The sequence below is a fragment of the Microbacterium pasadenense genome (genome assembly GCF_047246565.1).
GTDB lineage: Bacteria > Actinomycetota > Actinomycetes > Actinomycetales > Microbacteriaceae > Microbacterium.
Map to the genome: position 1 here is coordinate 825644 of NZ_JBFOKN010000002.1, position 14207 is coordinate 839850.

At 68.0% G+C, this 14207-nt stretch carries 14 protein-coding genes; 7 read left to right on the forward strand and 7 right to left on the reverse strand.

Annotated elements, in window-relative coordinates:
* Positions 1-4 precede the first annotated feature (4 nt).
* On the reverse strand, positions 5-193 hold the full coding sequence (locus AB3M83_RS10150; RefSeq protein ID WP_412947683.1) for a hypothetical protein: 189 nt from the start codon (positions 191-193) through the stop codon (positions 5-7).
* 355 nt (positions 194-548) lie between these two features.
* On the opposite strand from AB3M83_RS10150, the gene AB3M83_RS10155 reads away from it, so the two are divergent.
* Positions 549-1967: an HNH endonuclease signature motif containing protein gene (locus AB3M83_RS10155; protein WP_412947685.1), complete on the forward strand. Its 1419-nt coding sequence runs from the start codon at positions 549-551 to the stop codon at positions 1965-1967.
* A 128-nt stretch (positions 1968-2095) separates the two neighbouring features.
* Here AB3M83_RS10155 and trpD read toward each other — a convergent pair whose 3' ends face one another.
* Positions 2096-3148, reverse strand: coding sequence for an anthranilate phosphoribosyltransferase (gene trpD, locus AB3M83_RS10160; RefSeq protein WP_412947687.1), 1053 nt, complete (start codon positions 3146-3148; stop codon positions 2096-2098).
* Positions 3149-3271: 123 nt separating this feature from the next.
* On the opposite strand from trpD, the gene ctaE reads away from it, so the two are divergent.
* The 5 genes from ctaE to AB3M83_RS10185 all read left to right on the forward strand — a co-directional run bounded on the left by ctaE (position 3272) and on the right by AB3M83_RS10185 (position 8196).
* Entirely contained in the window at positions 3272-3916 is a 645-nt protein-coding gene (gene ctaE / locus AB3M83_RS10165) for an aa3-type cytochrome oxidase subunit III (protein ID WP_412947690.1), read from the forward strand.
* Positions 3917-3939: 23 nt separating this feature from the next.
* Positions 3940-4740 carry a cytochrome bc1 complex diheme cytochrome c subunit gene (gene qcrC, locus AB3M83_RS10170; RefSeq protein WP_412947691.1) on the forward strand — a complete coding sequence of 267 codons (801 nt, stop codon included), beginning with the start codon at positions 3940-3942 and terminating at the stop codon, positions 4738-4740.
* A 39-nt stretch (positions 4741-4779) separates the two neighbouring features.
* A complete protein-coding gene (gene qcrA / locus AB3M83_RS10175) occupies positions 4780-5859 on the forward strand; it encodes a cytochrome bc1 complex Rieske iron-sulfur subunit (protein WP_412947693.1) in 1080 nt (359 codons plus the stop codon).
* The gene (gene qcrB, locus AB3M83_RS10180; protein ID WP_412947694.1) at positions 5856-7700 is read left to right on the forward strand and encodes a cytochrome bc1 complex cytochrome b subunit; all 1845 of its coding nucleotides are present in this window, start codon (positions 5856-5858) and stop codon (positions 7698-7700) included. The genes qcrA and qcrB overlap by 4 nt, the downstream gene beginning before the upstream one ends.
* A 79-nt stretch (positions 7701-7779) precedes the next feature.
* Complete coding sequence (locus tag AB3M83_RS10185; protein ID WP_412947696.1) at positions 7780-8196, forward strand: rhodanese-like domain-containing protein; 417 nt, start codon at positions 7780-7782, stop codon at positions 8194-8196.
* Positions 8197-8555: 359 nt separating this feature from the next.
* On the opposite strand, the gene AB3M83_RS10190 is transcribed toward AB3M83_RS10185, so the two are convergent.
* The 5 genes from AB3M83_RS10190 to AB3M83_RS10210 all read right to left on the reverse strand — a co-directional run bounded on the left by AB3M83_RS10190 (position 8556) and on the right by AB3M83_RS10210 (position 13589).
* Complete coding sequence (locus AB3M83_RS10190) at positions 8556-8990, reverse strand: cytochrome c oxidase subunit 4 (protein WP_412947697.1); 435 nt, start codon at positions 8988-8990, stop codon at positions 8556-8558.
* A complete protein-coding gene (gene ctaD, locus AB3M83_RS10195) occupies positions 8991-10733 on the reverse strand; it encodes an aa3-type cytochrome oxidase subunit I (protein WP_412947699.1) in 1743 nt (580 codons plus the stop codon).
* On the reverse strand, positions 10733-11635 hold the full coding sequence (gene ctaC / locus AB3M83_RS10200) for an aa3-type cytochrome oxidase subunit II (protein WP_412947700.1): 903 nt from the start codon (positions 11633-11635) through the stop codon (positions 10733-10735). Before ctaC ends, ctaD begins: the two co-directional genes overlap by 1 nt.
* Positions 11636-11749: 114 nt before the next feature.
* Positions 11750-12115: an iron-sulfur cluster insertion protein ErpA gene (gene erpA / locus AB3M83_RS10205; RefSeq protein ID WP_412947701.1), complete on the reverse strand. Its 366-nt coding sequence runs from the start codon at positions 12113-12115 to the stop codon at positions 11750-11752.
* A 79-nt stretch (positions 12116-12194) separates the two neighbouring features.
* On the reverse strand, positions 12195-13589 hold the full coding sequence (locus AB3M83_RS10210; protein ID WP_412947702.1) for a dipeptidase: 1395 nt from the start codon (positions 13587-13589) through the stop codon (positions 12195-12197).
* Between the two features lie 50 nt (positions 13590-13639).
* On the opposite strand from AB3M83_RS10210, the gene AB3M83_RS10215 reads away from it, so the two are divergent.
* On the forward strand, positions 13640-14200 hold the full coding sequence (locus AB3M83_RS10215; protein ID WP_412947704.1) for a DUF3043 domain-containing protein: 561 nt from the start codon (positions 13640-13642) through the stop codon (positions 14198-14200).
* Positions 14201-14207: the final 7 nt, after the last annotated feature.

A 14207-nucleotide genomic window follows, 5' to 3' on the forward strand; every position in this document is an offset into this window, starting at 1 on the left:
TGTCTCAGACGAGCGCGGCTCGTCGGACGACGAGCGGGATCGCGGCGAGGCTGCGGCGTGCGGCGCCGAAGCGGAGCGAGAGGACTCCGACTCCCATCACGGACGCCGCGACACCGAAGGACACCGCCGAGGTGAACAGCGACGCTCGGAGGAAGGAGGCGTTCATGAGGGTCGCGCGCACCGAGTCATCCATATCGAGTTCAGCGTAGGTCTTGCCGCCCGACATCTCGAGGGCGTGGTGCTGGATGACGACCAGACGACGATCCCCGCGACCATCAAGGGCGGTGCCGCCCAGGATTCCCAGGATTCCGATGATCTCGGCGAGGCCCGCCTTCTTCTGCGAAACCTCGTTTCAGCGCTCGCGACGGTGTCGGTCATGGTCGGCAACCTCATGACCAGGCGCACCGGCACGGGTCGTCTCGGCCCCTGCCACCGCTCCGGAAGATGGTCCGGAGCCCGCCAGGGACAGCTGATCCGCCTCCGCTCGCCTGTGGATAACTCCGCTGGTGAGCGGGTCGGATGTCGGTGGCCCTCGTCAGAATGGGGGTATGAACAGCACCGCGGAGACACCGGGATCGGACGCCTACCTCGCGTCCCTCGCCGCCGTCGTGCACGACGTCGAGGGCTTGGAGCGGCGGCTCGCCGCGGTGCAGATCGAACAGCTCCGGGTGCTCGCGCGGGCGGGTCGGCTCGCGGAGAATCAAGCCGCGGGCAGCGGGTCTCGGGTGCGGGTCCACGACATGGCGTTGCGGTCGATCGCGGCCGAAGTAGGCGGCATCATGCGCACCACCGACCGGACCGTGCAGCGGCGCATCGACGAGGCTCGCACGATCGTGGAGGGCTACCCGGCGGCACTGGCCGCATGGGAGACGGGCCGGATCACGCGCGGGCATGTCCTGGTGATCGTGGATGCGGGCGGCGTCGTACCGCTCGAGCTGCGGGCGGATTTCGAAGCGGCGGCGATCGTGCGGTGCGAGAAGGACACGCCCAACCGGGTGCGGGCGGAGCTGGAGATCATCGCGCAGCGGATGCACCCGCGGTCGTTCACAGAGCGTCACGAGAACGCAGCCGCGGGCCGGTGCGTGCGACTCGTGCCGGGCAGGGACGGCATGTCGGATCTGATCGCGACGCTTCCCACGGTGCTGGCGGAGGGGATCCATGACCGGCTGACGCAGCAGGCCCGGGCGATCATGGACACCCGCGCCGAGCGGGCCGAGGCGGAGCGGGCGGAAGCCGAGCGGGCCGAGGCCCAGCTGGGCAGTGCAGCGTTCGGACTGCCCCCGGTCGGCAACGCCGTCGCGACCGCCACCGGCACCGACACCGCCGTCGTGGCGACGGACGCGCGCGGGATCGACCTCGTGCGGGCCGACGTGTTCGCCGACCTGCTGCTCGCCGGCACCCCCGCATTGGATGACAGCGTCGACGCGACGGCGGGTCCGCTCGGCGCGATCCGCGCGCGGGTACAGGTCGTGCTGCCGATCGGGGTCCTCGACGGCACCGATCACGGACCGGTCGACCTGATGGGGCGCTCCCCGATCGACGCGGGGGCCGCTCGCACCCTCGCGGGGGCGGTCGGGATCTGGGAGCGGATCTTCACCGACCCCGTCACGGGCACCACCACAGCTGTCGACGTGTACCGGGTGCCGCTTCCCATGCGGCGACATCTGCAGACACGGGACCAGCATTGCCGATTCCCCGGCTGCCGGATCGCGGCGATCCGCTGCGAGATCGACCACACCCACGACCACGCCAAGGGCGGCAAGACGGAGCTGCGCAACCTGGCCCACCTGTGCCAACGGCATCATTCGATGAAGCAGTTCACCGCCTGGAAAGTACGACAACTGCCGGGTGGCGTCCTGGAGTGGACCTCACCCCTCGGCAGCACCTACCGCGAAGACGCGCCCACCCCGGCCGTTGCCTTCACCCCTGCAGGATCGCCCGGACCGAGCGGAACCGCACCGTTCTGAATCGCCCCGCCGTCCCCGCCGACACCACCGGTTGGCATCTCCGACGCGGACGGCACACCCGACCTCGCACAAGCCCGGTCCCTCCGGCTCGCCCGACAGCGCGCCACCGATGCGGCCGCGCGGTCCGATCAGCGCGTAGAGGCCTCGACCCATGCGTCGAGCTTCGCCTTCGCCGCGCCGGTGTCGACGGCGGCCTCGGCATCCGTCAGCGCCTCGGCGAGGCGCTCGACGAACGGCCGCTGCAGCTGCGCGGGATCGCGGAAGAGGCGGTACGACACGATGCCCGCGGCGGCGTTCAGGAGGACGATGTCGCGCACGGGGCCGACCTCGCCCTCCAGCGTGCGCCGGATGATCCCGGCGTTGTGCGTCGCGTCGCCGCCGAGGAGGTCGGAGATCTCCGCGCGGGCGATGCCGAGGTCGCGAGGGTCGAGGTCGTGCTCACGGACGTCGCCGCGGCTCACCTCCCAGATCCGGCTGTGACCCGTCGTCGTCAGCTCGTCCATGCCGTCGTCGCCCCGGAAGACCAGTGCCGTAGCGCCGCGGGTGCGGAAGACGCCGGTGATGAGGGGCACGCGATCGAGCTGGGCCACCCCGACGGCGTTGGCCTCGGCGCGCGCCGGGTTGCAGAGCGGACCGAGGAAGTTGAAGACGGTCGGGATGCCGAGCTCGGCGCGGGTCGGTCCCGCGTGACGGAAGCCGGGATGGAACGCCGACGCGTACGCGAACGTGATCCCGACCTCGGCGAGGACCGCTGCCACCCGTTCCGGGCTCTGCGCGAGGTCTATCCCGAGCGCGGCCAGCACGTCCGAGGAACCGGACTTGGAGCTGGCGGCCTTGTTGCCGTGCTTCACGACGGGCACGCCGGCCCCGGCCACGACGACGGATGCCGTTGTGGACACGTTGACGGTTCCATAACGATCGCCGCCGGTGCCGACGATGTCGAGCACGTCCGCGGGCACCGGGAGCGGCACCGCGGCTTCGAGGATGGCGTCGCGGAACCCGACGATCTCGTCGACCGTCTCGCCCTTGGCGCGCAGTGCGATGAGGAACCCCGCGAGCTGCGACGGCGTGGCCTCGCCCGTCATCACCTGGCGCATCGCCCACGTCGATTCGGACACGCTCAGGTCCTCTCCCGCGAGCAGCGTCGACAGGATTCCGGGCCACGAGGAGATGTCCGCCATGGTCATCGATCCTACTCAGCAGACGCCCAGGCGACTCCCGGCCAGACCTCGGCGAACGCTCACACCCCCGAAAGAGAGAACTACCTTCAGGGATGCGAAACCTCCGCCCGAATATCGGCCATAATGGAGGGTGTGACGACCACTCCTGCGACCTACAACCAGGCACTGCGTTCGGTGAAGCGACCGGACCCGGTAGCCGTCGGAACGATCGTCTGGCTGGGCAGCGAGGTGATGTTCTTCGCAGGTCTCTTCGCGATCTACTTCACCATCCGCAACACCTCGCCGGGCCTCTGGGCCGAGCGCACCGAGCTGCTGAACGTCGGCTTCGCCGCCGTCAACACGCTCATCCTGGTGCTGTCGTCGTTCACCGCTCAGGCCGGCGTCTTCGCTGCCGAGCGCTTCCAGCCCTACCGCAGGGGCTCCATCTGGAACTTCCGCCAGTGGGGCATGGTCGAGTGGTTCTTCCTCTCCTTCATCATGGGCGCGATCTTCGTGTCCGGTCAGGTCTGGGAGTACGCCACGCTCGTCATGGAAGGCATGCCGATCAGCGCCGACTCGTACGGATCGGCGTTCTACCTGACGACGGGCTTCCACGCCCTTCACGTCGCCGGCGGCCTTATCGCCTTCCTGCTGGTGATCGGTCGCGCGTTCGCGGTCAAGAATTTCGGGCGTAAGGAGATGACCACCGCCATCGTCGTGTCGTACTACTGGCACTTCGTCGACGTCGTGTGGCTCGTCCTGTTCGCCGTCATCTACTTCCTCAAGTAACGAGAGCGGAGCTGAGTTCCTCCATGGCATCCAAGACCCCGCGTCGGCAGACCGGCCGTCGCAGCAAGTGGGCTGCTGCCGCCCTCATCGGCGTCGGCCTCCTGCTGACGGGTGGCATCTACGCGGGCGCATCCGCGGCGATGGCATCCACCGAACCCTCCGCCGCCGAGTCGCAGCTGACGGTCGAGGACGGCAAGAAGCTGTTCCAGGCCAACTGCGCGACGTGCCACGGCCTGAACCTGGAAGGCACCGACGACGGCCCCTCGCTGTTCGGCGTCGGCGAGCTGTCCGTCGAATTCCAGGTCGCCACCGGTCGCATGCCGCTGCAGATGCAGGGGCCGCAGGCGCCGCAGAAGTCCCCGCAGTTCACGCAGGAGCAGATCGAGGCGATGGCCGCCTGGGTGCAGTCCGAGGCCCCCGGCCCGTCGTACCCCGACGACCGGATCCTCGACGGCGAAGGCGACCTCACGGCCGGCGCCGAGCTCTTCCGCATCAACTGCGCCATGTGCCACAACGTCGCCGCCGCCGGTGGCGCGCTGACCGAGGGCAAGTACGCGCCGGCACTGACCGGGACCAGCCCGCTGCACATCTATGCCGCCATGGTCACCGGCCCGCAGAACATGCCCGTGTTCAACGACATGACCCTCACCCCGGAGGAGAAGCGCGACGTCATCTCCGCGCTCATGTACCTCCAGGAGAGCGAAGACGTGGGTGGTTTCAGCCTCGGCTCGCTGGGTCCGGTCTCGGAGGGTCTGTTCATCTGGATCTTCGGCATCGGCGCCCTCATCGGCATCTCCGTGTGGATCACGGCGAAGTCCAACTGATCTGTTACTGACGTAGAGAATTTCAAGGCGAGGAGCACAATGTCACACGAGGAAGAGCCGCTCGAGCTCGAGAGGGCCGCACATCCGGCCCCATCGGGACTCGCCGTCGCGGTGACCGACCCCGTGCAGAACCCGGGCCTGCCGCCCCACCGCGAGCGGATGACCGACAAGGATCCGGCTGCGATGAAGCGCGCCGTCCGGACCGTCTACACCCTGTTCTACATCTCGCTCGCGGCGAGCCTCTGGGCGGTCGCCGCCTACATGCTCTTCCCCATCGAGAGCGGCCAGTTCGGCGACATCCGCAACAACAACCTCTTCATCGGTCTGGGCATCGGGTTCGCACTCCTGGCCATCGGCATCGGCGCCATCCACTGGGCCAAGGCGATCATGCCGGACCGGGAGCACATCGAGCTCCGTCACGCGACCCGGGGCACCGAGGTCACGCGCGAGGCCGCCGTCAACGTGTTCCGCGAGGCGAACGAGGAGTCCGGCTTCGGGCGTCGCACCGCCATCCGCGGCTCGCTCATCGCCGCCCTGGTCGCCTCGATCATCCCCGGCGTCACCCTCTTCCGCGGCCTCGCGCCGCACGGCTCCGAAGAGCACCCGCTCGCCGGCGACCCGGTCGCGCTCCTGAAGCACACCATGTGGACGAAGGGCGAGCGCCTCGCGCACGACCCCTCCGGTCTGCCCATCCGCGCGGCGGACGTCGCCCTCGGGTCGGCTGTCCACGTGATCCCGGAGTCGCTCGCCGAGCTCGACCACCACGACGGCTACCTCGAGGAGAAGGCCAAGGCCATCGTCCTCCTGATGCGCCTCCTCCCCGAGCAGCTGCCGGCGGAGCACAACCGCCTCGACTGGACGTACGACGGGATCGTCGCGTACTCGAAGGTCTGCACGCACGTCGGCTGCCCCGTCGCGTTGTACGAGCAGCAGACCCACCACCTCCTCTGCCCCTGCCACCAGTCGCAGTTCGACGTGTCGCGCGGCGCCGAAGTCATCTTCGGACCGGCCGCGCGACCGCTCCCCCAGCTGCCGATCGAAGTGGATGCTGAGGGCTACCTCGTCGCCAAGAGCGACTTCGAAGAGCCCGTCGGGCCGAGCTTCTGGGAGCGTCATTGAGCACCGCGACTGAGTCCGCGCCGGCATCCGCCGCGAAGCCGGCCGACAAGCCCCTCGGTGGCCGCTTCATCGGCGCCACCGCCAACTACCTCGACGAGCGCACCAGCATCTCGGGCCTGATGAAGGAACTCGGGCGGAAGATCTTCCCCGACCACTGGTCCTTCATGCTCGGCGAGATCGCGCTGTGGAGCTTCGTCGTCGTCTTCCTCTCGGGGACATTCCTGACGTTCTTCTTCGAGGCGTCGATGGCCCCGACGCACTACGACGGCGCCTACATCCCGATGCGCGGCATCGAGATGTCCGCGGCCCTAGAGTCGACGCTGCACATCTCGTTCGATCTGCGGGGCGGCCTGCTCGTCCGGCAGATGCACCACTGGGCAGCGCTCCTGTTCATCGCCTCGATCGGTGTGCACATGCTGCGCATCTACTTCACGGGCGCGTTCCGCAAGCCGCGCGAGCTGAACTGGGTCGTCGGCTTCATCCTCTTCATCCTCGCGCTGGCAGAGGGCTTCACCGGCTACTCGCTGCCCGACGACCTGCTCTCGGGCAACGGCCTCCGGATCATCGACGGCATGGTCAAGGGCATCCCGCTCATCGGCACGTGGACCTCGTACCTCCTCTTCGGCGGCGAGTTCCCCGGCAACGCGATCGTCGGACGCCTGTACACCCTGCACATCCTGCTGCTTCCGCTCATCCTCATCGGGCTCCTCGTGGTGCACCTGATGCTGATGATCATCAACAAGCACACGCAGTTCGCCGGCCCGGGCCGCACCAACGACAACGTCGTGGGCTACCCGATGGTGCCGATCTACATGTCGAAGATGGGCGGCTTCCTGTTCATCACGTTCGGTGTGATCGTGCTGATCGCGTCCCTGTTCACGATCAACCCGATCTGGGCGTACGGTCCGTACGACCCCTCCCCCGTGTCCGCTGGAACCCAGCCCGACTGGTACATCGGCTTCGCGGACGGCGCGCTGCGTCTGGCACCGTCGAACCTGGACATCGTCCTGTTCAACAACACGTGGTCGTTCGGCATCCTCCTTCCGCTCGTCGTGCTGGGGCTGTTCATCGTCCTCGTCGCGATCTACCCGTTCATCGAGGCGTGGATCACGGGTGACAAGCGCGAGCACCACATCGCGCAGCGTCCCCGTCACGCGCCGACCCGCACCGCGATCGGCGTCGCCGGCGTCGTGTTCTACGCAGTCCTCTGGGCAGCGGCATCCTCGGACATCATCGCGACGCACTTCTCGCTCACGATGGAAGGCGTCATCCACGCACTGCAGGCGCTGCTGTTCATCGGCCCGATCGTCGGCTACTTCGTCACGAAGCGGATCGCGCTCGCGCTGCAGAAGAAGGACCGCGAGATCGCGCTGCACGGCTATGAGTCGGGACGCATCGTCCGCCTCCCCGGTGGCGAGTACATCGAGGTCCACCAGCCGGTCGACGCGTACGAGCGGATCAAGCTGATCGACTTCGAGATCCACGAGCCGCTCGTGGTGCGTCCGAACGCCAAGGGCCGCATCCCGTGGCACCAGAACCTGCGTGCGGGGATCTCCCGCTGGTTCTTCGAGGACCGGCTGTCGCCCGTCACCCAGAGTGAGATCGAGGCCGCGGTGGCGCACCAGCACCACGAGCTCGACCACATCGAGGAGGAGGAGAACGCGGAGCTCCGCGGCGCTCACGAGCGCGCCGGTGTTCCCGAGGCTCCCCTCCACCCGATCGACGACGGGCACAACAGCGAGACGGCGAACCGCCCGTCGAACGTCATCGTGCCGGACGACGCGGACAGCGGCACCAAGCCGAAGAAGGACAAGAAGGACTCGACCGACAAGGACGAGTGACCCTCACTGGCAGGAAAGCGGCGAGGTCTGACCGAGAGGTCGGGCCTCGCCGCTTTCGTCGTCCCGTAGCGTCGGATGCATGACGACAGCGCCTGACGCCCTCTCCTACTTCTCGCAGAAGCTGCGCCACGAGACGGATGCCAGTGACGTGTACGCCGCCCAGCGGGCCGGCGACCCGTCCGTCCTGGTCGACGTCCGCAGTACCGATGCCTGGGCGCAGGGGCACGCCGTCGGGGCGGTGCACATGCCCTACCGCGACATCGCCCGCCGGGCTCTGCAGGAGATCCCGCTCGATCGCCCCGTCGTGGTGTACTGCTGGAGCCCCGGCTGCAACGCCGGCGCGAAGGCGGCTGTCGAGTTCGCCACCCTCGGTTACCGCGTCCGGGAGATGATCGGCGGCTACGAGTACTGGGCACGCGAGGGGCTCCCCGTCGAGGGCGCCGACGGCGCGCTCCCCCGCATCTTCGACCCGCTGGTCATGTCGGTCCGCTCCTGAGCTCAGCGGCGCCTCAGGGGGCACACGAGCGCCGGCGCGATCGCGCAGGACCGGGCGGGCGCGAACGGTGCGGTCTCGGGAGCCTCGCCCTCGCAGCGGAGTGGATGCCGGCGGCTTCTCTCCGCCGCGGCCGGGAAGCGGCTGTCCGGATGCAGCAGCCGCTTCCGCCGCACGGCGTCAGGAGACCGGGCGGATCACCGATGGGCGTCACCCGAGGCGCCTGCGGCGATCGAACGGCCTCGGATCAGATCCCGTCGGCGACGCCGCTCCCAGAAACAGTGAAGGCAGGGTCCTGCTCGACGTCACGGCAACCGCCATCGTCGGGACAGAACCCTGCCTGCACTCGGATCGAGGTGTCCTCAGCGCGCGAAGTACCCGCGGTAGTACTCGTAGACCCAGCCCACGATCGCGACCACGAAGATCGCGACGCCGATCGGGATCATGAACGTCCCGACCGCCATGCCGATCATGAAGACGGCGGCCGAGGCGGCGAGCACGATCGGCCACCACGACCACGGCGAGAACTCCCCGAGCTCAGGGTCGCCGTCGTCGATGTCCGCCGTGAGCGAGTCCTCCGGCAGGACGCCGCCCTGCGCGCGCTCGACCCGGGACGCGTAGAACGCGATCAGTGCGCTCATGGCCACCAGGAAGAGGAGGGCGACCGATCCGACCCACTCCGTCGCGTTGAACCACGGCAGGTCCGGGTTCGCGATGATGTTCCACAGCGTGTAGGTGATCGCGACCAGACCGAAGAAGGCGCAGAGGATCCACCACAGGTTGACGTTGGCGCGCACTTACTTGACCTCACCGTTCGAGAGATCCACGACGGGCGCGTCGGGCGCGTCCTTCGCGGGGCCGACACCGACAGGGATTCCCGCCTCGGGGTGATTCAGGTCGAACGCGGGGCGCTCACTGCGGATGCGCGGGATCGACGTGAAGTTGTGGCGCGGCGGCGGGCAGCTGGTCGCCCACTCGAGCGAGCCGCCGTAGCCCCACGGGTCGTTGACGGTCACCTTCGGCGCCGTGCGGGCGGTGAGCCACACGTTCAGCAGGAAGGGCACCATCGACGCGGCGAGGATCATCGATCCGACCGTCGACAGCTGGTTCTGCCAGGTCCAGCCGTCCGCGTACGAGTAGTCCGCGTACCGGCGCACCATGCCGTCCGCACCCAGCCAGTGCTGGATGAGGAACGTCATGTGGAAGCCGATGAAGAGCAGCCAGAAGTGCACGAGGCCGAGGCGCTCGTTCAGCATCTTGCCGGTCCACTTCGGCCACCAGAAGTAGAAGCCGGCGAACATCGCGAACACGACAGTGCCGAACACCACGTAGTGGAAGTGGGCGACGACGAAGTACGAGTCCGACACGTGGAAGTCGAGGGGCGGCGACGACAGGATGATGCCCGTCAGACCGCCGAACACGAACGACACCAGGAAGCCGAGGGCGAAGACCATGGGCGTCTCGAAGGTGATCGAGCCGCGCCACATCGTGCCGATCCAGTTGAAGATCTTCACGCCCGTAGGCACGGCGATCAGCATCGTCATGAGCGCGAAGAACGGCAGCAGCACGCCACCGGTCACGTACATGTGGTGCGCCCACACCGAGACCGACAGCGCGGCGATCGCGATGGTCGCGTACACGAGCGTCTTGTAGCCGAAGATCGGCTTGCGGCTGAAGACCGGGAAGATCTCCGACACGATGCCGAAGAACGGCAGCGCGATGATGTAGACCTCAGGGTGTCCGAAGAACCAGAACAGGTGCTGCCACAGGAGCGGACCGCCGTTGGCGGGATCGTAGATGTGAGCGCCGAGGATCCGGTCTGCGGCGGCGGCCAGGATCGCGGCAGCCAGCACCGGGAACGCCATCAGGATCAGGATGCTCGTGACGAGGGTGTTCCAGCTGAAGATCGGCATGCGCCACATCGTCATACCGGGGGCGCGCATCGTCATGATCGTGGTGATGAAGTTCACCGCACCGAGGATCGTGCCGAAACCGCTCATGCCGAGGCCGAGCATCCAGAGGTCGCCACCGGCACCCGGTGAGAATGTCTCGTTGGCGAGCGGCTGATAGGCGAACCACCCGAAGGACGCCGCACCCTGCGGGGTGAGGAATCCGGCGACGGCGATCAGCGATCCGAAGGAGAACAGCCAGAACGCGAAGGCGTTCAGACGCGGGAACGCCACGTCGGGAGCACCGATCTGCAGCGGCAGCAGCGCGTTGGCGAAACCGGCGAACAGCGGCGTCGCGAACATGAGCAGCATGATCGTGCCGTGCATCGTGAAGAGCTGGTTGTACTGCTCCTTGGTCGGCACGACCTGCATGCCGGGCTCGAACAGCTCGGCGCGGATGATGAGCGCCATGACGCCACCGAGCATGAAGAACAGCACCGACGCGATCAGGTACATGTACCCGATGGTCTTGTGGTCAGTGGAGGTGATCCACTTGACGATGATGTTGCCCTTGTTCTCAACCCGGCTGCTGCTCAGCAGAGCGGCCTGTCGGGGAGGCAGGGTCGGAGCGGGGGGTGTGATGGTGGCCATCAGTTCTGCTCTCCCTCAGCGGTGCTCGCGCCGTCGGTTCCGGGCGCGTTCTGCAGACGGTCGTAGACGTCGCTGATGTCGCCGGTCTGCCCGGCGGCCTCGAGCGTTGCGAGGTAGTCCTCGTATTCGGTCTCGGAGACGACCTTCACGTTGAAGAGCATCATCGAGTGGTACTGCCCGCAGAGCTCGGCGCACTTGCCGGCGAACTCGCCCTCCTTGGTGGGCGTGAACGACCAGTAGTTGTCGTGCTCGGGGATCATGTCCTTCTTGTAGAGGAAGTCGATGATCCAGAAGGAGTGGATGACGTCGCGCGACTCGAGCTTGATCTTGACGGTCTGATCGACCGGCAGGACGAGCTCGGGGATCTCGTTGATCACGTTGCCCTGCTCGTCGGTCTGCGCCTGGACACCCATGCTCCAGACGGAGCCTTCGCTCTCCTCGCAGTCGCTGCCGTTGTACTGGAAGTCCCAGGCCCACTGCTTGCCGATGGCCGTGATGCAGACGTCCGGCTCGTCGTACTGCGTCTCCAGGATGGACTGGTCGCGCGCCGTGAAGGCGAAGAAGCCCAGGACGAGGATGACCGGCGCGATCGTGAAGAACATCTCGATCGGCATGTTGTAGCGCAGCTGCACCGGGAGGCCGGACTGCCCCTTGCGGCGACGGTACGCGATGGCTGCGAAGCCCATCAGCGCCCAGGTGATGAGACCCACGACGAGGACGACGATCCAGGACGTGGTCCACAGGCCGGCGATCATCGACGTCTGGTTGGTCGCCTGACCCCCTTCTGCGTCGAAGCCGGGGAGGAAGCCGTTCGCTGTGGTCGGGCTGCACGCCGCCAGCGAGATCGCCGTAGCGATCCCGAGCGGAATGACGGCCCAACGAACTCGGCGGTTGACGCGCACGGTGCACCTTTCGGGGACATGAAGGTCAGACTCATGCCAGTCTAGGGCACCCTCTCAAGCGATTCCGGCCATCCCTCCAGGATGCCCGGCCGAAAGTGAGGGGCCCGGGTTCTGTCAGTGGAAGCTGTCGCCGCAGGCGCAGCTGCCGGCGGCGTTGGGGTTGTCGATCGTGAAGCCCTGCTCGGAGATCGTGTCCTTGAAGTCGATCTTCGCGCCGTCGAGATAGGGGACGGACATGTCGTCCACGATCACCTCGACGCCGTCGAAGTCGACCGTCTGGTCGCCGTCGAGGTAGCGCTCGTCGAAGTAGAGCTGGTAGATGAGGCCCGAGCATCCGCCGGGCTGGACGGCGACCCGCAGGCGCAGGTCGTCGCGGTTCTCCTGCTGGAGGAGGCTCTTCACCTTGGCGGCTGCGGCCTCGGTGAGGCCGACGCCGTGGGCGGGCGCTTCGGTGGTGATGGGCGTGGCGATGTCGGTCATGACTCTCCCCGTGTTCGGGCCGCCAGTGCTCTGCAGAAGCGGGGGCGGCGTACTCCACCGATTCTACGCCGAGCAATCCTCACCGGGCTGTCGCGTCGAGGCTTTCCAGCAACAGCGCCTCCGACACGAGCGCATTGCGGAACGTCTCGATGTGCAGCGATTCGTTCGGGCTGTGGGCGCGTGCGTGCGGGTCCTCGACTCCGGTGACGAGGATCTGCGCACCGGGGAACTCGCGGACGAGGTCCGCGATGAACGGGATGGAGCCGCCGACGCCGATGTCCACCGGCTCTTTGCCGTAGCCGGCGGCGAGGGCATCCCGCGCCTGCGCGACGGCCCACCCGCTCGTGTCCACCAGGAACGGGTCGCCGAAGTCGAGGTCGCGGAAGGCGAGGCGCGCTCCGAAGGGCGCGTTCTTCCGCAGGTGCTCCTCGATCGCCGCGAAGGCGCTCCGGGCGTCCTGGCCCGGGGCGACACGGGTGCTGATGACGACGGAGACCTTCGGGCTGAGGGTGTTCGAGGCGTTGCGGACGCTCGGAGCGTCGATGCCCGTGACGGTGATCGACGGCTTGTTCCAGATCCGGCTGAGGATCTCGTCGCGGCCGATCGGCGAGACCCCGTCCGGGAGCCCCGCCTCGCTGCGGAGGGTGGCCTCGTCGTAGTCCGGGGTCGCGGCCTCGCGCGCGGTCAGTCCCGCGACCGCGACGGCGCCGTCCTCGTCCCACAGCGTGCTGAGCAGGCGCACCGTCGCCATCATCGCGTCCGGGACGGCGCCGCCGAACATGCCCGAGTGCGACGCGTGCTCCAGCGTCTCGACATCGAGCGTGAAGCGGACGTTGCCGCGCAGGGACACGGTGAGCGCCGGGGTGGTGGCATCCCAGTTCCCGGAGTCGGCCACGACGATGACATCCGCGCGCAGGGCGTCGGCGTTGTCGCTGAGGAACGAGGCGAAGGATGCGGAACCGGCCTCCTCCTCGCCCTCGAAGAACAGATTGACGCCGAGATCGAAGTCGGATCCCAGCACCTCGGTCAGCGCACGGAGCGATCCGATGTGCGCCATGATGCCCGCCTTGTCGTCGGCGGCGCCCCGCCCGTAGATCCGCCCGTCGCGGACCGTCGGCTCGAACGGCGGCGACTCCCACAGCTCCTCGTCGCCGGCGGGCTGGACGTCGTGGTGCGCGTACAGCAGGATCGTGGGTCGGCCGTTGCGGGCGGCGCGCGTGGCCAGCACCGCGGGCATCCCCTCGGCACCGGTCTCGGGCACCACGGCGGTCTTCACCTCGACGCGCTCGAAGATGCCGATCCCCTCGACGAGCTCCTTCACCGCGGCAGCGCTGCGCTCCACCTCGGCTCGGTCGAATCCCGGGAAGGCGACGGACGGAATGCGCACGAGGGCGCCCAGATCGGCGATCGCGGCGGGCACGGCGGCGAGGCCTGCGTCGCGAACCGCCTCGGAGCGGGTGGTGTCGGAGGTCATGCGGGTAATCTTATGGGGCACGCCTTTCGTCGAACCGAGGACCCTCCCCCGTGGCCAAGACACCGCCTCCCGCCGATACCGCTCCCGACGTCCCCAGCGGGCCCGGCAAGAACCGCCCGACGCCGACGCGCGCCGAGCGCGAGGCGGCCCGCAGGCGCCCCCTCGTCGCCAACACCAAGGAGGCCCGCGCGCGGGCGAAGGCCGAACTCGCGGCACAGCGCGAGAAGGCCCGCGTCGGCATGGCCAACGGCGAGGAGCGTTACCTCACGCCCCGCGACCGCGGACCTCAGCGCAAGTTCGCCCGCGATTACACGGATGCCGGATGGCACTTCGGCGAGCTGGTCATGCCGCTCCTGGTGCTCGTCATCCTCATCTCGCTGATCCAGATCAACGCGGTCGTGTTCTACGCCTACCTCGGGCTGTGGGCCTTCATCCTCTTCGTCGTGGCGGACATGGTGCTGCTGAGCCGGAAGGTCAAGAAGCTCGCGAAGGAGAAGTGGGGCGACCGCCGCGAGAAGGGCCTCGGCTGGTACGCCGCGATGCGCTCGGTGCAGATGCGGTTCATGCGCCTCCCCAAGCCGCAGGTCAAGCGCGGTCAGTACCCCGCCTGACCCCGTA